The sequence below is a fragment of the Kitasatospora sp. NPDC049285 genome (assembly GCF_040678815.1).
Taxonomy (GTDB): domain Bacteria; phylum Actinomycetota; class Actinomycetes; order Streptomycetales; family Streptomycetaceae; genus Kitasatospora.
This window is the reverse complement of record NZ_JBFAQR010000004.1, coordinates 78,573-95,424: the sequence shown is the minus strand read 5'-3', so window position 1 is coordinate 95,424 and position 16,852 is coordinate 78,573. Positions and strand designations below refer to the sequence as shown.

Annotated in this window: 16 protein-coding genes; 11 read left to right on the top strand and 5 right to left on the bottom strand. The window is 72.7% G+C overall.

Annotated features, from left to right (window positions below; all coding sequences use genetic code 11):
- Positions 1-117: 117 nt before the first annotated feature.
- Complete coding sequence (locus AB0K51_RS04585; RefSeq protein WP_363450458.1) at positions 118-1,902, bottom strand: discoidin domain-containing protein; 1,785 nt, start codon at positions 1,900-1,902, stop codon at positions 118-120.
- 259 nt (positions 1,903-2,161) lie between these two features.
- Positions 2,162-3,151 (bottom strand): rod shape-determining protein, encoded by a 990-nt coding sequence (locus AB0K51_RS04580; RefSeq protein ID WP_363450456.1) that lies wholly within the window; start codon positions 3,149-3,151, stop codon positions 2,162-2,164.
- A 187-nt stretch (positions 3,152-3,338) separates the two neighbouring features.
- Between AB0K51_RS04580 and AB0K51_RS04575 the strand changes: the two genes are divergently transcribed.
- Genes AB0K51_RS04575 through AB0K51_RS04560 form a run of 4 tightly spaced genes read left to right on the top strand, consistent with a single transcriptional unit; the run spans position 3,339 to position 5,549 of the window.
- Positions 3,339-3,533, top strand: coding sequence for a hypothetical protein (locus AB0K51_RS04575; RefSeq protein ID WP_363450454.1), 195 nt, complete (start codon positions 3,339-3,341; stop codon positions 3,531-3,533).
- A complete protein-coding gene (locus AB0K51_RS04570) occupies positions 3,440-3,922 on the top strand; it encodes a dihydrofolate reductase family protein (protein ID WP_363450452.1) in 483 nt (160 codons plus the stop codon). Before AB0K51_RS04575 ends, AB0K51_RS04570 begins: the two co-directional genes overlap by 94 nt.
- A gap of 57 nt (positions 3,923-3,979) precedes the next feature.
- On the top strand, positions 3,980-4,333 hold the full coding sequence (locus AB0K51_RS04565; protein WP_363450450.1) for a YciI family protein: 354 nt from the start codon (positions 3,980-3,982) through the stop codon (positions 4,331-4,333).
- 1 nt (position 4,334) lies between these two features.
- Entirely contained in the window at positions 4,335-5,549 is a 1,215-nt protein-coding gene (locus AB0K51_RS04560) for a DUF6596 domain-containing protein (protein WP_363450448.1), read from the top strand.
- 7 nt (positions 5,550-5,556) lie between these two features.
- On the opposite strand, the gene AB0K51_RS04555 is transcribed toward AB0K51_RS04560, so the two are convergent.
- The gene (locus tag AB0K51_RS04555; protein WP_363450446.1) at positions 5,557-7,401 is read right to left on the bottom strand and encodes a DUF4157 domain-containing protein; all 1,845 of its coding nucleotides are present in this window, start codon (positions 7,399-7,401) and stop codon (positions 5,557-5,559) included.
- 227 nt (positions 7,402-7,628) lie between these two features.
- Here AB0K51_RS04555 and AB0K51_RS04550 point away from each other — a divergent pair, with 227 nt between their 5' ends.
- The 4 genes from AB0K51_RS04550 (at position 7,629) to AB0K51_RS04535 (ending at position 10,259) form a co-directional block, all read left to right on the top strand.
- Positions 7,629-8,606, top strand: coding sequence for a TerC family protein (locus AB0K51_RS04550; RefSeq protein WP_363450444.1), 978 nt, complete (start codon positions 7,629-7,631; stop codon positions 8,604-8,606).
- A gap of 157 nt (positions 8,607-8,763) precedes the next feature.
- A complete protein-coding gene (locus tag AB0K51_RS04545; RefSeq protein ID WP_363450442.1) occupies positions 8,764-9,225 on the top strand; it encodes a DUF6325 family protein in 462 nt (153 codons plus the stop codon).
- A 40-nt stretch (positions 9,226-9,265) separates the two neighbouring features.
- On the top strand, positions 9,266-9,550 hold the full coding sequence (locus AB0K51_RS04540; RefSeq protein WP_363450440.1) for an SHOCT domain-containing protein: 285 nt from the start codon (positions 9,266-9,268) through the stop codon (positions 9,548-9,550).
- A gap of 133 nt (positions 9,551-9,683) precedes the next feature.
- Positions 9,684-10,259: a chloramphenicol phosphotransferase gene (locus AB0K51_RS04535; RefSeq protein WP_363450438.1), complete on the top strand. Its 576-nt coding sequence runs from the start codon at positions 9,684-9,686 to the stop codon at positions 10,257-10,259.
- 7 nt (positions 10,260-10,266) lie between these two features.
- Here the strand turns inward: AB0K51_RS04535 and AB0K51_RS04530 are convergent, their stop codons facing one another.
- A complete protein-coding gene (locus tag AB0K51_RS04530; RefSeq protein WP_363450436.1) occupies positions 10,267-10,899 on the bottom strand; it encodes a hypothetical protein in 633 nt (210 codons plus the stop codon).
- The gene (locus tag AB0K51_RS04525; protein ID WP_363450434.1) at positions 10,899-12,848 is read right to left on the bottom strand and encodes a galactose oxidase early set domain-containing protein; all 1,950 of its coding nucleotides are present in this window, start codon (positions 12,846-12,848) and stop codon (positions 10,899-10,901) included. The genes AB0K51_RS04530 and AB0K51_RS04525 overlap by 1 nt, the downstream gene beginning before the upstream one ends.
- 263 nt (positions 12,849-13,111) lie before the next feature.
- On the opposite strand from AB0K51_RS04525, the gene AB0K51_RS04520 reads away from it, so the two are divergent.
- From AB0K51_RS04520 to AB0K51_RS04510, 3 genes are all read left to right on the top strand, one after another.
- Positions 13,112-15,400, top strand: coding sequence for a Dyp-type peroxidase (locus AB0K51_RS04520; protein ID WP_363450432.1), 2,289 nt, complete (start codon positions 13,112-13,114; stop codon positions 15,398-15,400).
- Positions 15,401-15,518: 118 nt separating this feature from the next.
- The gene (locus tag AB0K51_RS04515) at positions 15,519-16,151 is read left to right on the top strand and encodes an AAA family ATPase (protein WP_363450429.1); all 633 of its coding nucleotides are present in this window, start codon (positions 15,519-15,521) and stop codon (positions 16,149-16,151) included.
- 79 nt (positions 16,152-16,230) lie between these two features.
- Positions 16,231-16,851, top strand: a complete 621-nt coding sequence (locus AB0K51_RS04510) for a GNAT family protein (protein ID WP_363450427.1) — start codon at positions 16,231-16,233, stop codon at positions 16,849-16,851.
- Position 16,852: the final 1 nt, after the last annotated feature.

Below are 16,852 nucleotides of genomic sequence, written 5' to 3'. Positions count from 1 at the left end.
CTGACGGTGTGTCGGGACCGGGAGGTCGGGGTCGAGCCCGGAGCGTGGGCCGGGCGAAGTGCACGTAGGTTCACGATGTCGCCTCGCAGACGAGTGGGTGGGGGATGCGGCAGGGGCTCAGTAGCCGACGGCGACCTCGAGCCACTGCGGGTTCGCGTGCGAGATGTACGAGGACTGGCCCGCGTAGTCGTCGTACGGGAAGCCGTAGGCCAGCCCGTCGATCGCGTGGTCGTGCCAGAACTTGGCGTAGTAGTTGGCCGGACCGGCCGAGTAGTACTTGCTCGGGTCGGACCACTGCGACTGCGGCAGCGTGGCGACGTGCCGGTTGAGCGCCGCGCACCCGCCCGCGTCGTTCGCCAGCGTCCCCGCGCAGCCGAAGATGTTCGAGGTGGTCTCGTTGATGCCGACCGAATTCGCGTACGCGGTGAAGTAGTTCGCGTTGACCCCGCCGGTCCGGAAGCTCGGGTCGCTGCCCGGCGCGATGATCCGGTACGGCGCCTCGGTCTGCGCCAGCACCTTGAACTCCTGCGGGACGGCGTTCGCGAAGTCCTGGAACAGCTGGGTGCGGCTCTCGGTGAAGACCTGCTGCGCGTCGCCGACCTGGACGTCGTACCCGTCGGCGGAGTGCAGCCGCATCGCCAGCGGCAGCGCCCAGGCGTCGACGCGGGTCGTGTTGCCGTTGAACACGGTCGGGCCGACGGTGAACTCGATGAAGTCGGCGTACCTGCTGGTCGGCGAGCCGAGGTAGAAGTACATCCGGCCGGAGGAGTTGGCGGGCATGTCCAGGTAGGGCTGCTCCGCGATGGAGTGCGTCTGCCCGTTGAAGCTCCAGTACACCTGGCTGTCCGGGTAGGCGCCGTTGGTGCGGTTCAGCACCTTGACCATCAGCACGTTCTTCGCGGCCGGGATGCTGCCGGTGTCGCCCCAGAACGGGTCGGCGGTGCCGGTGGGCGTCGGGGTCGGGCTCGGGGTGGGGGTCGGCGAGCCGGTGGAGGTGGTGAAGACCCGGAACTCCCACAGCGAGTAGCCGTAGGCGGTGGTGCGCGCGGTGCCGTACATCCGGACGTAGCGGCCGGTGCCGGTGACGTTCAGGCTCTCGGTGCCGCCCGCGCCGGTGGTCGTCGAGTAGATCGCCGTCCAGGTGGCGCCGTCGTTCGAGACCTGGATCTGGTACGCCTTCGCGGCCGCGGTCTCCCACTGGAGCTGGACCTGGCAGACGCTCTGGACGGTGCCGAGGTCGACCTGCAGCCACTGCGGGTCGCCGAACGCGCTCGACCAGCGGGTGCCGGCGTCGCCGTCCACGGCGGCGGACGCGGGCGTCCCGGCGTTCTCCGCGGACGAGGCGGTGGCGGGACGGTTCTGCGCGGCGTTCGCGGTGCCGCAGGCGGTCGGCGCGGACCCGCCGTAGACCTGGAACTCCCAGAGCGAGTAACCGAACTGGGTGGCCCGGGCGGTGCCGTACATCCGGACGTACCGGCCGGTGCCTGCGACGTTGAGCGTCTCCGTGCCGCCCGCGCCGGTGGTGGTGGAGTAGACGGTGGTCCAGGTGGCCGCGTCGTTCGAGACCTGGATCCGGTACCCGGTCGCGTACGCGGTCTCCCACTGCAGGACGACCTGGCTGACGCTCTGGCTGGAGCCGAGGTCGACCTGCAGCCACTGCGGGTCGCCGAACGCACTGGACCAGCGGGTGCCGGTGTTGCCGTCGACGGCGGCGGACGCCGGCGTCCCCGCGTTCTCGACGGAGGAAGCGGTGGTGGGCCTGCCCTGCGACAGCAGGCTCGCCGCGGCGTGGGCGCGCGGCGCCGGACTCAGCGCGAGCACCAGGCCGGCCAGCAGGGCGGCGACGGTGACGAAGGCACACAGGGGTGCCCTCCAGCGGAAGTGGATCCGGGAAACGGGCATGCGGCGGCTCCTCGGGCGCGCGTGCAATGCGGGTGGGGGAAGGTGCGGACGCGCAACGAGAGAGAGGGTGAGCGCTGAGAGCGCTCTCTCGCACCAGCAGTGTGATGACCTGGCAGAATGCATGTCAAGCGGGAGAGCGCTCTCCCATTTTTTGGGTGCGCGGGGCCGGGACCGCGCCGAAACGGGCCGTGTATTCAGGCCGTGGAGTCAGTCCGCGGCGCGGAACGCGAAGGTGCTCAGGCGCGGAACGCGAAGGTGCTCATCGGGGTGCCCCGCCCAGCAGGGCGGTGAGGCGGGCGAGGGCGTCCCGGAGGCGCTGCTCGGCCTCCGCGGGATCGCCCAGGGCGGGCTCGGGCGGCGACTCGGCGAGCAGGCGGGCCACCCCGTCGAGGAGCACCAGGGGCCGGTGCGCGCCGCGTCCCGGCTCGGCCACGGCCTGCGCGGGGAGCCCGGTGAGGCCGGCCAGGTGGAGGTCCGCGCCCGGCGGGTGCGGACCGGTCAGCAGCAGTCCGCCGACCGCGGCCTGTCGCACCACCTCCGGCGGCGCGTCGCGCAGCACCCGCGTCACGAGCTCCGCCACCCGCAGGTAAGCGGGCGTCAGGACGGCGCGGGTCTCGGCCGGTTGCAGCGTGGCCCGGCCCGGCTCCCGGGGGCCGCTGCCGTCCCAGGGCACCACACTGCCGTACACCGGCCCGGGCTCGGACACCCACGGCGAGGGCGCGAACGCGCCGCCGTGGACGACGGACGCCCACGCCATCTGCGGGCCGACGTCCAGGCGGTGCGCGGCCCGCAGATGCCCGATCAGCGCCGTGGCCAGACCCCGAGCCCCACCGACCGCCAGGCCGCCGGCGACCACCTCGCGCCCGGCGACCACGGCGACCGAGGTGCGCTCGGCGTCCTGGTGCACCACCACGCACGCGGCGGGCTCCGCCGCCAGACCCGCCCCGAGCACGGCGGCCAGCGCCTCGTCCACCACCCGCACCACGGCCGCCGGCCACAACTCCCGTACCGTGCCCACGGCCGGGCCCACCCCCGGATGCGCCTCGCCGCCGGCGGCCACCAGCACCACCGACCCGATCGGCGCCCCCAACCACGGCGCGTTCGCCATGCCGCGCGCGACCTCCTCCACCGCACCCGCCGCCGCCGGGCCCGCGCCCGGATTCCACGCCAGCTCCACCACCACCTGCGAGAACCGCGCGCTGCGCCCCGTCACCTGCAGCCGGATGTCGTCCAGCGCCCACCAGAGCATGCCGCCACTCCCACCCCGTCCGCACCGTCCGGCGGTCCAACGACCGCCGCGGCCGGGCCGTTCCGCCCTGCCGTTCCGCTCCGGCCGAACGGATTCCGTCGGCGGTGTCGATTTCGTCGGGTCCCGTTCGTGTAGGGGGTGAGAGCGAGCGGCACGGGCCGTTCGCCGGTGGAGAGGAGCGTGCGCGATGGCGGCGATCGTGGTCACCGAGAGCGTGACGCTGGACGGCGTGATGCAGGGGCTGGGCCGTCCCGACGAGGACACCCGGGGCGGGTTCGAGCACGGCGGGTGGGGAGCGCCGTACGCGGACCCGGTGATGATGGAGGTGATGGGACGGGGCATGGCCGCCACCGGGGCGATGCTCTTCGGGCGGCGGACCTAGCTGGAGTTCCACGCGCGTGGGCCGAGCGCACCGACGGCAACCCGTACACGGAGAAGCTGAACGGGACGCCGAAGTACGTCGTGTCCGGGACCCTCGAGGAACCGCTGCCCTGGCAGAATTCCGTCCTGCTGACCGGCGACGCCGCGGCCGCCGTCGCGGACCTGAAGAAGGAACTGGAACAGGACCTCGTGGTGCTCGGCAGCGGCGAACTGGTCCGCTCGCTGGCCGCGGCCGGACTGGTGGACCGGTTCGTGCTCTCCGTCCACCCGCTGGTCCTCGGGTCGGGCCGGCGGCTCTTCCCCGACCGCGGTCCGCTCAGCCGGATGCGGCTGGTGGACAGCGTGCCGACCGGAACCGGCGTGATCATCGCCACCTACGAGACGTGCTGAGCGAACGCACCGATCGAGACCTACCGCACGACACGCACGGAGAGAAGGCGCATCAGGATGAAGCTCTACCTGCTCGCGATGTACCAGCCGCAGGGCACCGTCCCGCCACCGGAGTTCCTCCGCCAGGTGATGGCCGAACTGGCGGTGCTGCGAGAGGAGTTGGAGTCCACCGGGTCGTGGGTGTTCGGGCAGGGCCTGCACGATCCGGACACCGCGACCGTGCTGCGCCCCAGCGGCGGCGAGGTGCTGGTCACCGACGGCCCGTTCGTCGAGGGGAAGGAGCACCTCGGCGGGTTCACCGTCATCAAGGCCCCCGACCTGGACGCCGCACTGGAATGGGGCCGGCGGTACGCGCTGGCCACCACGCTGCCCATCGAGGTCAGGCCGTTCCGGGGCGAGGCCGAGAACTGACGTGGCGTCGGCAGCCGAGGTCGAACGGGTCTTCCGCGCGGAGTACGGACGCGCGGTGGCCGTCCTGATCCGCCTCACCGGCGACATCGACCTCGCCGAGGAGGCGGTCCAGGAGGCGTTCGCCGTGGCCGCCGAGCGCTGGCCGGCCGCCGGGCTGCCGCCGAGCCCCGCCGGCTGGATCATCACCACGGCCCGCCGCAAGGCGATCGACCGGCAGCGCCGGGAGGCGGCGCGCGGCGCCCACCACGCCGAGGCGGTGCTGCTGCACACCCCGGGCGGGACGACGGAGGAGGGACCCGTGCAGGACGACCGGCTGCGCCTGATCTTCACCTGCTGCCACCCCGCCCTGGCCGACACCGCGCAGGTCGCCCTGACCCTGCGCCTGCTCGGCGGCCTGACCACGGCGGAGATCGCCCGGGCCTTCCTGGTCGGCGAGTCGACCACGGCCCAGCGGATCGTCCGGGCCAAGGCGAAGATCCGCGACGCGCGGATCCCGTACCGCGTCCCCGGCGACGCCGAGCTGCCGGGCCGGCTGCGCCCGGTGCTCGCCGTGGTGTACCTGGTCTTCAACGAGGGCTACCTGACCACCGGTTCGGGCCCCGAGCCGCTGCGCGAGGAGCTCTGCGCCGAGGCGATCCGGCTGGGCCGCCTGCTCGCCGAGCTGATGCCCGACGAACCGGAGGTGCTGGGCCTGCTCGCGCTGATGCTCCTCACCCACGCCCGTCGGCGCGCCCGCACCACCGCCGACGGCGCCCTGGTGCTGCTCGCCGACCAGGACCGCACGCGGTGGGACCGCGCGCTCATCGCCGAGGGCCACGCGCTGGTCCGCCGCTGCCTGCGCCTCGACCGCCCCGGCCCGTACCAACTGCAGGCCGCGATCAACGCCGTGCACTGCGACGCCGCCACCGCCGATGCCACCGACTGGCGCCAGATCGTCCGGCTCTACGACCAGCAGATGGCCCTGGCCCCGACCCCGGTCGTGGCGCTGCACCGCGCCGTCGCCGTGGCCGAGGTCGACGGACCGGGCGCGGCGCTGGCCCTGGTCGACGCCCTCGACCTCGCCGACCACCACCTGTTCCACGCCGTCCGCGCCGACCTGCTGCGCCGCCTCGGCCGCCCCGGCGAGGCGGCGCCGGCCTACCGGGCGGCGCTCGCCCGCACCGGGAACGACGCCGAACGCGAGTTCCTGGAACGGCGGTTGAGGGAGCTGTCCTGACCTGGTGTCAGAGGTGGTGCAGCGCCAACATCCGGCCGTACGTGTACAGCAGGGCCTGGATGTTGCCCTCCCAGCGGTGCGCGGCGACGGCGTTGTGGAGGGCGAGGAGCCACGCGGCGGTCCGGCCGGGGTCGCCGTTCTGGGCGGCGGCGAGCCGGACGTTGGCGTAGCGCAGGCCCTTGAGGACGTTGAGGATCTCGGTGTGGGCGTCCGGGGCCGGGCCGACGAGGTTGTGGTCGTCCTTGATGGTGTTGAGCGCAACGGCCGCGTAGAGGGTGTCGGCGATGGCGTCCCAGCGGGCCTCGGGACGGGCGACGCGCAGCGTGATCGGGTTGGCGAAGCTGCGGACGCCCGGCGTCACCGGCTGGTGGGTGGGCGCGGGGTGCGGCGGGGCGACGACCGGGACGGGCGGCGGGATGGCAGCCATCGGAACGGTCGTCCAGGCGGCGTGCCAGGTCGTACCGGCCGCGGCCGGGTCGGTCTGGTACAGCTGGAAGTAGTACCGGGAGTCGTGGCCGCCCACGCCGTCCTCGGCGTTGCGGGCGTAGTTCTCCAGCGTGACGACGTCGCTGCCGTCGGCGGCGACCACACCCGCCCAGTGGTCGCCCCAGCTCCGGCTCGCCAGCAGGACGGGGTTGGCGCCGCCGACCGGCCGGTAGTGGTCGGTGTGGGTCGGGTAGCCGCCCTGGACCAGGGCGACACCCGGGGCGACGTCGGTCAGGCCGCTGGTCAGGAAGCCCTCTCCGACGCCGGGCGCCGCGAACTGGTTCAGCCCGAAGGTCTGCAGCAGGCCGGTGAACGCGGCGGTGGGGGCGTGGGCCGCCGCGCCGTAGGCCGCCGCGATGGTGCGGCCGGTGTTGGCCGCGTTCAGCGGCGTGCTCACGTCGATCGGCGGCGGCAGCGGCGCGGTGAGCAGCGCGCGGGCGACGTTGTACTCGATCAGGTGGGCCGGGGGAACGTGCGGGTCGTTCTCGAACCGGGGGACCGGCGCGGTCTGGCCGATCACGTGCTCGATCATCAGGTTGCACTGCTGCGGCCCGGTGACGGCGAGCCCGACGGCCGGCACGGCGACGTTCTGCGGCAGGACCCGGAGCAGGGTGTTGCCGCCGATGGTGATCCGGCGCTGGTTCGGCCCGACCGGGTCGGCGACGAGCCGGTAGTCGGACCCGATCAGGGCCAGCCGGTCGTTGCTCGCGGTGACCACGGCCTGGGTGGCGTAGAAGCACTTCGGCTGACGGAGGCCCAGATCGCAGTCCTCGATGGCGATCTGACTGTTCGCCGACACTCGGAGCGTCACCGCCGCCGGGTTGGTCGAGGCCAGCCGGACCACGGGAGCCGGCCCCGCGGTCATGAACGAGCTGCCACCGCCGGCCTTGACCTGGCCGATGAACGAGTCCTGCGGCTGCACGGGCGCGTGGTGCGCCCCGCCGCCGACCACGACGAACGGCGCGGCGCCGCCGGCCGGGTGCACGGTGTAGTGCTGCGTGACGGCCGTCGCGTGCACCCGCCCACCCGCGCGGCGCGGCACGCCCGGGATGCGCACCGGCAGCCCCCGCGCGATCCGCCGACCGGCGGCCGTCGCCTCCGCCTCCAGCGCGGCGTCGGCCGCCGGGTCCTGCCCGGCCGGCCGGACCCGGCCGTAGCGCTGCTGCAGCACGTGCGCGAGCTCGTGCCCGATGACCTCCCGCCCGAGCGCTGTGCCCGGGTCGTACCAGCCGGGCGCGAAGGCCAGGTCGGTGCCGTGCGCGCAGGCGACCGGCCCGTCCGCCCCCAAGTACCCCTCGTGCAGCCGGACTTCGGCGAACCCCGCGCCGAACAACTCCTCGAACCCGCGGCGTGTCCCCGCCGCCATGGCCCTGTGCGTCCCCATCACTGCCCCCCAGCTGGTTCCGGCCCCCGTCCTGCCGGTGACGGTACGCGGATCGCCCCGCAGCCGGACGCCGCTGCGCGCCGATATCCGCCCATCGTCGTAGACCGCCCGCCCACCGCGCCCGACCCCGCCGACGGGCGCGCCGCACGCGGGGAAACGATCTCCGGCGGTGAGGATGTGGTGTCGCCTACCTGCCGGGAGGACCGGTCGTGGACGTTTCCGTGGGCCTGTGGGCCGGCACCATCGCGGTGCTGGTCGTGCTGATCGTGGCCGACTTCTTCATCGGCGGTCGCAAGCCGCACGAGGTCTCCATCAAGGAGGCCGGGGTCTGGACCGCGGTCTGGGTCGCGCTGGCCGTGCTGTTCGGCGGGTTCCTGTGGTGGTACGGCGGGTCGAAGCCGGCCGGCGAGTTCTTCGCCGGGTACGTCACGGAGAAGTCGCTCAGCGTCGACAACCTGTTCGTGTTCATCCTGATCATGGGCAAGTTCGCGGTGCCGAAGATCTACCAGCAGTGGGTGCTGATGTTCGGCGTGATCATCGCCCTGGTGCTGCGGGCGATCTTCATCGCTGGCGGCGCCGCGCTGGTCTCCACCTTCTCCTGGGTGTTCTACATCTTCGGCGCGTTCCTGGTCTGGACGGCCGTCAAGCTGCTGAAGGAGGCCGGCGCCGACAAGGAGGACAAGGAGGCCGAGGAGTTCGAGGAGGGGCGGCTGCTCAGGGCCATCAAGAAGCGCGTCCCGTCCACCGACACCTACCACGGCACCAAACTGGTCGTCCGGGAGAACGGCCGCCGGGTGATCACCCCGATGCTGACCGTGATGGTGGCCATCGGCACCACCGACATGCTGTTCGCCCTGGACTCGATCCCCGCGATCTTCGGCCTCACCCAGGACCCGTACATCGTCTTCACCGCCAACGCCTTCGCGCTGATGGGCCTGCGCCAGCTGTACTTCCTGCTCGGCGGCCTGCTGACCAGGCTCGTCTACCTCTCCTACGGGCTGTCGGTGATCCTCGCCTTCATCGGCGTGAAACTGATCCTGCACGCCCTGCACGAGAGCGGCGTGCACGTCCCCGAGATCAGCATCGCCTTCTCGCTGGCCTTCATCGTCGTGGTGCTCGCCGTCACCACCGTGGCCAGCCTGGTGGCCACCCGGACGTCGGACGACCGGGGCGGCGCGGCCACCTGAGGCCGGTGCCGGTGGACGGCGGTCGCTCCGCGAGGTGCGGTACTGCGCGGCGCGCGGGGTCCGGCACCGCGCGTTAGCGTGGCAGCGGGCCGTGGCCGGGAAACCGCCGGCCCCCGGTCGGCATCGGCGGCCGGACGGCGTCCTTTCAGGAGCTGACGTGAGCGACCACATCCGAGCAACGGACGAACTCGGCCCGATCGACTACCTGGTGATCTCCTTCCCGGGCAGCCGGATGACCGGCGAAGGCCTGCCGCTGCTCATCGACCTGGTCGACCGCGGAATCATCCGCGTGCTCGACCTGACCTTCGTCCGCAAGGGCACGGACGGCGACATCGGCGTCGTCAAGATCGCCGACCTCGACGGCGACGGCAAGCTCGACCTCGCGGTGTTCCACGGCGCCTCGTCCGGGCTGCTCGGCGAGTCCGACCTCGCCGAGGCCGGCGCGCTCCTGGAGCCCGGCGACACCGCCGTCGTCCTGCTGTACGAGAACCGGTGGGCGGCGCCGCTGGCCGCGGCCCTGCGCCGGGCCGACGCCCACATGATCGCCAGCGGCCGGGTGCCGCTGCAGGACCTCGTGGAGGTCCTCGACTCGATCGAGACGCTCGGGTCCGGAGCCTGACCGCCGGAGCCGCCCCGCCACCACCGATTGGAGAAACCCCATGCCCGGACTGCTCCGCGGGGTAGCCCGCACCGCCGTCGTCGCCGGGACCGCCACCGCGGTCTCCAACCGCGTCTCCCGCCGGCAGGCGGGTCGCTGGGCCGACCAGAACGCCCAGTACGCGGCCCCTCAGCAACCCGCCGCGCCGCCGCCGGCGCCCGCCGCCGCAGCGCCGGCCGTCGACCAGCAACTGCAGCAGCTCCAGCAGTTGGCGGCGCTCAAGGAACAGGGCGTCCTCACCGACGAGGAGTTCGCCGCGCAGAAGGCCCGGATCCTGGGCGGCTGAGCCGTCCCCCGAACAGCCCACACGGCAGGCGGAACCCGCGACCGAGGACGGTCGGGGTCGGCGCCGGCCGTCGTGGGCTGTTTCGATGCCGGGCTCGGAGCAGCGTCCCGGACCATCATGTGATCATGGTGAGATGACGTCTGGTCGGATCATCTTCCTCAACGGCACGTCCAGCTCCGGGAAGTCGAGCATCGCCCGGGAGCTGCTGGACATCCTGGACGACGGCGTGTTCTTCCACATGGCGGTCGACGGCTTCAACGCGATGCGCACCAAGCGGGAGTTCGGGGCCGAGGAGCTCGACGTCGCGCTGCGGCGGACCAGGATGGGCTTCCACCGTTCCGTCGCGGCGATGGCCGAGGTGGGCAACGACATCGTGGTCGACCACGTGCTGAGCGAACCGTGGCGGCTGCTCGACTGCCTGACGGTGCTCCGGCCCGAGGACGTCGTGTTCGTCGGCGTCCACTGCCCGCTGGACGAGCTGGTCCGCCGCGAGCTGGCCCGCGGGGATCGCCCGCCGGGACTCGCGGCGCACCAGTACGGCCTCGTGCACGCGCACGGCGACTACGACCTGGAGTGCGACACCGGTGTGGCGAGTCCGCTGGAATGTGCGCAGCGGATCAAGGAGTTCCTCCCGCACCGGGCCGGCCCGACCGCCTTCACCCGGTTGCGCGGACGCTTCCTGGCGGGCGGGGAGCGGCTGACCGCGTGAGGCGTGGTCAGCCGGCCGGGCAGGTGGTGCCGGCGCGGAGGGGGAAGCGTTCGACGGTGAGGTGCCAGTTCTGCAGGCCGAAGGTGGCGTTGGTGCTGACCTGGACCTGGACCTGGGTGGTGGCGTCGCGGTCGTCGAAGAGCGGGGCGAAGCAGGCGGTGCGGGTGTAGCCGTGGGCGCTCCACTCGGGGTTGCCGCGGGCGGTGACGAAGCGGGCGTTGGTGTCGCCGGGGGCGGCGACCTTGCCGCCGACCAGGACGCGGACGGAGCAGACCGCGTTGTTGACCGGGGACTCGCAGATCGCGTCGGCGTCGAAGTGGACGACGAAGACGCCGTCGAAGCCGGGGCCGCGGCCGGTGGAGTCGGGGACGGTCGCGCCGGGGAGGTCGATCCAGGCCTGCGAGCCGGTCTGGAAGCGGTCGGCGTTCCAGGTGGTCCGGACGGCCGGCGTGCCGACGCCGGAGACCGGGGCGGCCGGGACGGCGCGGGGTTCGGACCAGGCGGCCGGGGCGACCAGGGCCACCGCGCCGAGCGCGCCGGCGGCCAGGATCGTGATGAGGGTGCGGGGACGGGGCATCGCGGCGGACTCCTCGGAGGGGGAGCCGCCCGGGAGCGCGTACTCCCGGGCGGTGGGGGACATCAGGGAATCTGGCCGCCGGAGGGCTTGGCCTCCAGCTTGATCCACTTGGCGGCGCTGGGGACGCCCGCGGCGTCGAGCAGGAAGAGCATGTAGTACCCGGGCGGCGCGGCCGCGGCCAACGGCGGGGCCTGGAGGGTGAGTTGGCCGCCGCTGCGGGCGTTGATCCGGAGCTCCAGGTGGCGCTGGCTGGTGTCGACCGCGTGGGTGGAGGTGATCGGCGCCAGCAGCACGGCCCGGCTGACCTTCTCCGGGGTTGAGGTGGTGACCGGGAACTCGGCGTTGAAGCGGACCGGCGTGCCGGGCGCGGAGTCGAGCGCCGGGCGGCTGCCGCTCTGCAGGTACGGCGGCTCGTAGATCTCGATGGTGCCGTTCATCCCGGACTTGATGTCGGGGTTGTTGGCGATCTGCTGCAGCTCGTCGCCGGTGATCATGACGCGGCCGTCCGGCAGGATCACCGCGTTGGAGTGGTAGCCGCGCGGCAGCCGCTGGACCGGTCCGAGCTTCCAGTTGCCCTCGTTGTCGCGGAACTCGGTCTGACGGTACTTCAGGTCGGCGTTGGGGTTGTACGGCCCGTTGCCGTAGTCGCGGATGTCGAAGGCGCCGTTGACGGTGAACAGCTTGCCGTCCGGGAAGATCAGCGTGTCGTCCTGGGTGCGGCCGAAGGCGCGCGGCTTGGCCAGGCTCCACTGGCCGCCGGAGAGCTGGTAGGTGTTCGGGTCCTTGCGGTCGCCGCCGAGCACCAGCACCGAGTCCGGTCCGTTGACGCCGCCGGGCAGGGCGACCGCGGAGCCGTAGTTGCGCCAGGCCGGGTCGCCGGGCTGCATGTCGGGCTTCAGGTCGGGCCGGGCCGGGAGGTCGGCGCGGGTCTCCGCCTTGGGGTCGAACACCCACTGCTCGCTCGGGACGCGGCCGAGCCCGTAGACCTTGCCGTCGTTCAGCGAGAACAGCTGCGGGTAGTCCTGGGTGAACGGCGCGTCGGCGCCGAAGCGGTCCACCGGGGCCATCGGCACCTTGCCGGGGTCCTTCTCCGGGGTGACCGACTTGGCCGGGAAGCGCTCGACGATCGGCGTCGGGGTGCCCCAACCCAGCTCGGACTGGCCGGACATGATCAGCTGTCGGCCGTCCGCGCCGGTCACCACTGACGGGTACCAGCGGCCGACCTGCATGTCCGGGTTCTGGGTCCACTGCTCCTTCCACGGGTCGAAGACCAGCGACAGCTTGGCGCCCGCACCGCCGTTGCCGCCCAGGTTGCCGCCGAACACGCCGACCATGCCGTTGGGCAGGTACGCGTGGCCCGCGCAGAAGAACGGCGCCGGGCGCTTGGCGCCGGTGCCGTCGTCCAGCTCCACGGTCGGCGGCGCGACGTTCTTGAACGCGGCGGCGCCGGTGCCCTTCGCCGGGTCCCACAGGAAGGCCCGGCCGGCGTTGGCCATGCCGATGACGTTGGTGGGCGCGGGCTCCTTGGTCGGGTCGGTCTCGACCGCCTCGAAGGAGAAGATCAGCACCTTGCCGGTGGGCAGCAGCGCGATGTGGTCGCCGTAGTCGGGTGAGGGGAAGTAGTCGGTGAACTTCCCGAAGACCATTGGGTCGAAGGCGCTGTTGGTGGCCTTCTGGCTGTCCGTCAGCGCCTTCAGCCGGTTGATCCGCATCGGGTTCGGATACCCGTTGTCCGGGCCGCCCTCGGCGCGTCGGGCGCCCTGGGCGGCGCGGCTCTCCAGCCGGATCCAGGCGCGGTAGGCGGCCTCGTCGTGGCCGAGTTCGGCGAGTTCCGTCGGGTCGACGGCGGCGTCCACCTGCTCGGCGGTGAACGCGGCGGCGCCGTTCGGGTCCGGGGCGCCGGCGGCCGCGGGGGAGACGGCGAGCAGCGAGGCGGTCAGCGCGGAGGCGAGGACGCAGGCCGCCGCCGCGGCGGCCAGCCGGGAGCGGGAGGGTGGTGCGGTACGGGACATGGACTTCCTTCTGGAACGGAGAGTGACCGACGTCGGCGGGCGACGGCCCCCGGGAGGCGGTGCCGGGAGCCCGAAGGCAGCGCGAGGCCGACGTGACGTCGAACGTTCGTCAGCGGACGACCGCTAGTCTGACGGCAGGTCAGAGCCGTTGTCACGTCCGGCGCGCGAGAGTTGGCGACTCGGGCGCGCCTGGAGGGATCATGAAGTTCGAATACGTAGCATTCGGTTGACCGTCGCCGTCAGTTACCACCGTGGGAGGGTGCATGCCGACTGATCTGCCGCTGCGCGACAACGAGGACATCCAGGGCGACATCCTGGCCGGATTCAAGAAGGACCACACGGTCCTGCTCCTCCTGACCTTCGAGGACCCGCTCAAGGCGCGCGGCTGGCTGCGCCGGCTGACCCCGCGCATCGCCACCACCAAGCAGGTCGCCGTCTTCAACAAGGCCTACAGCGACGCCCGCAAGCGCTCGGGCGGCGAACCGACCGGACTCAAGGCGACCTGGCTGGGCGTCAGCTTCACCTACCACGGGCTGGAGAAGCTGACCGGCAAGGAGCCCTACCCGCCGATCCCCAAGGAGGACGACAACACGCTGCGCGCCTTCCAGCAGGGCCCGGTGGACCGGTACAAGATCCTCAAGGACGAGGGCGACAGCCACCCCAGCAAGTGGATCTTCGGCAACAACCGCACCGAGGAGTCCGTCCACGCGGTGCTCACCATCGCCGCCGACACCGTCGCCGACCTCCAGGCCGAGGTGACCGCGCAGCGCGAGGCCGCCGCGCAGGCCAAGGTGGCGATCGTCTTCCAGCAGAACGGCGCGACCCTGCCGGGCACCCGCCGCGGCAAGGAGCACTTCGGCTTCAAGGACGGCGTCAGCGAGCCGGGCGTGGTGGGCTTCGACGAGCCCGACCCGCTGCGTCCGGAGTGGGTCAAGGACCACCCGGGCACCCGGCTGATCCCGCCCGGCGAGTTCGTCGTCGGCCTGCCGCGGGTCGAACCCGGGGTGCTGCCCGTCACCGACGCGCCGTGGGCGTTCAACGGCTCCTTCCAGGTGGTCCGGCGCCTCGCCCAGGACGTGCCCGGCTGGTGGGCCCAACTGGCCCGGCTGCTGCCGGTCCTGATCGAGAAGAAGGCCGTCCCGCAGGAGGCCACCGTCGAGTGGCTGGCCGCCCGGGTGGTCGGCCGCTGGCGCTCCGGCACGCCCGTCGCGAAGTGCCCGCACGCCGACACGCCGTTCAACACCGTCGCCGCGAACGACAACGACATCAGCTACCTGGACGACCTGGAGGGCCACACCACCCCGCTCTTCTCGCACCTGCGCAAGACCAACCCGCGCGACGCCCTCCAGGAGATGCCCGGCGAGCAGCCGCTGCCCGAGAACCCGGTGATCGACCGCCGCCGGATCATGCGGCGCGGCACCCCGTACGGGCACCCCTTCGACCCGGCCGCCGAGGGCCCGGGCGGGCCGGACGACCCGCGCGGCCTGCTGTTCGTCTCCTACCAGGCCGACCTGGTCAGCCAGTTCGAGTTCATCCAGAACATGTGGATGGACGCCCCCGGCTTCCCGCCCAACCGGACGGTCCCGAAGGGCGAGCCCCCGAAGCCCGGCCCCGACGCCATGGTCGGCGTCGACGGCACCGTCTACTGGGAACACGACGACGGCGAGCCGGTCAAGCTGGGCTTCCAGCGCTTCGTGAAGACCGAGGGCACGGTGTACGCCTTCGCCCCGTCGATCACCGTCCTCAAGGCGCTCGGCGACGGGCGGCTCCCCGGCAGGGACCAGCCCGAACTCGGCCAGCCCGTCGACGCGTTCTGGCCCGTCCCGGACATGCAGCGCGAGAAGGGCAAGAGCTGGTACTGGGCCTTCCGCACCGTCGGCGGCAAGCAGGTCTACCGGCTGGTCTCGATCGCCGACGGCAGCGCGCACACCGACGTCAAGGAAGCCCCCGACCGGCCGGTCGCCGAATGGGACTCCTTCGACGGCGTCCGCCGCGCCGACTTCCTGCTGCCGTTCCCCGACCGGCAGCGCGTCGGCGGCAAGACCTGGTACTGGCTGTTCCACACGCCGGCCCTCACGGCGCAGGTGTACCGGGTGATCTCGATGGAGGACGGCCGCGAGCACACCGACGTGCAGGAGCGGCCCGACGCCCCGCTCACCGCCTGGAAGTCCCTGGACGGCGTGGTCAGGGTCGACTTCCTGCTGCCCGTGCCGGACCGTCAGCAGGTCGGCGGCAAGAGCCTCTACTGGCTCTTCCACACCCGCGACGGCCGGCAGCTCTTCCGGGTGATCTCGATCGCCGACGGGGACCACCACGAGGACGCGCTCGTCGTCCCCGACCGCCTGATCTCCGACTGGGACTGCTTCGCCAACATCACCCGCATCACCACGATCCTCCCCGTCCCCGACATGCAACGCCTCAACGGCGTCTCCACCTACTGGGTCTTCCACCGCGACCAGTGCCGGACCGTCAGCATCGCGGACGGCGGCGACCACGAGGACCGGATCGTGGAGGAGGACCGCAGCGTCGGCGGGTGGAAGTCGCTGACCTGACGCGTCCGTCGCCGGCTCCGGTGGCTGCGCTGGTGAGCGCGGCTGCCGGAGCCGGCACGTGACGCGGCGGACCGACGGCCCGTCATGTGGAGAGACCGCGGCGCAGTAGGCTCGGGGCATGCTCCTGTGGATCAACGGGCCCTTCGGCGGCGGGAAGACGCAGACCGCGCACGAGATCCGGCGGCGGCTGGCCGGCAGCGTCGTCTGCGACCCGGAGCACGTCGGGTTCGGTCTGCACCGGATGACGCCCCCGGCGTTGCAGGGGGACTTCCAGGACCTGCCCGCCTGGCGGCAGGGGGTCTACGAGGTGTTGGACCGGGTTCTCACCGGGCACGACGGTGTGGTGATCGTGCCGATGACGGTCGTGGAGCCGGAGTACTTCCGCGAGACCGTCGGGCGGCTGCGGGAGCGCGGCCACGATGTGCGGCACTTCGCGTTGCTGGCCGAGCGTGAGACGGTGCTGCGACGGCTGCGCGAGCGCGGCTTCGGGCACGCCCTGCGGTTCGTCGCCGGGAAGGACGCCCCGCTGCGCCGGGAGAGCTTCGCCCTCTCGAAGCTCGACCTGTGCCTGGAGCGCCTGCGCGAGCCGGACTTCGCCGAGCACCTGTGGACCGACCGCCTGACGATCCCGCAGGTCGCCGACCACATCGCCGCCTCCTCCGGGTTGACGATCGCCCCGAACACCGACGGCGCGCTGCGCGGGCGACTTCGCCGCGCCTGGACCGGGGCCAGGCACATCCGGTTCGACTGAGCCACGAGGATCGTCCGACCGCAGTCCACGCGTCGGCCTCGGGTGTCGTCCACGGGGTACGAGCCGGTAGCGTCGGGAGGTGTCCTCCACTCCGGTGCCCGTGGTTCTGGCGGGTCGTCATGTGCGGCTCGAGCCGCTGGCCCTTCGTCACGTCCCGAAGCTGTTCCGGGCCGGTGGGGGTGACCGTGAGGTGTGGAGGTGGCTGAGCACGGCGGCTCCGGGGACGGAGGCCGAGATGCGGGCGTTCGTGGGTGGGCGGGTCAGGGACGTGGCGGAGGGGCGGCGGGTGGCCTTCGCGGTGGTGGAGGCGGTGTCGGGTGGGGCGATCGGGATGACGGGCCTGCACAGCTGGGGATCGCCGGACGGGCGGATCGAGCTCGGCGGGACGTGGTTCGGGCGGAGCTGGTGGCGGACCGCGGCGAACACCGAGACCAAGCTGCTGGTCCTGGGCCATGCCTTCGACGCGCTCGGCTTCGGCACCGTGGTGTGGCGCATCGATGTGGGCAACGTCCGTTCGCAGCAGGCGATCGGCCGGATCGGCGCCCGGCTGGAGGGGTGTACCCCGGGTGGCCTGCTGCGCGCCGACGGGACCCGGCGGGACGTTCTCGTCTACACCATGGACCGGGCCGACTGGCCGGCGGCGAGGACGCGCCTCGTGGAGCGGCTGTCGGCCGGCCGACGCGGCCCGGCGGGCGGCTGAG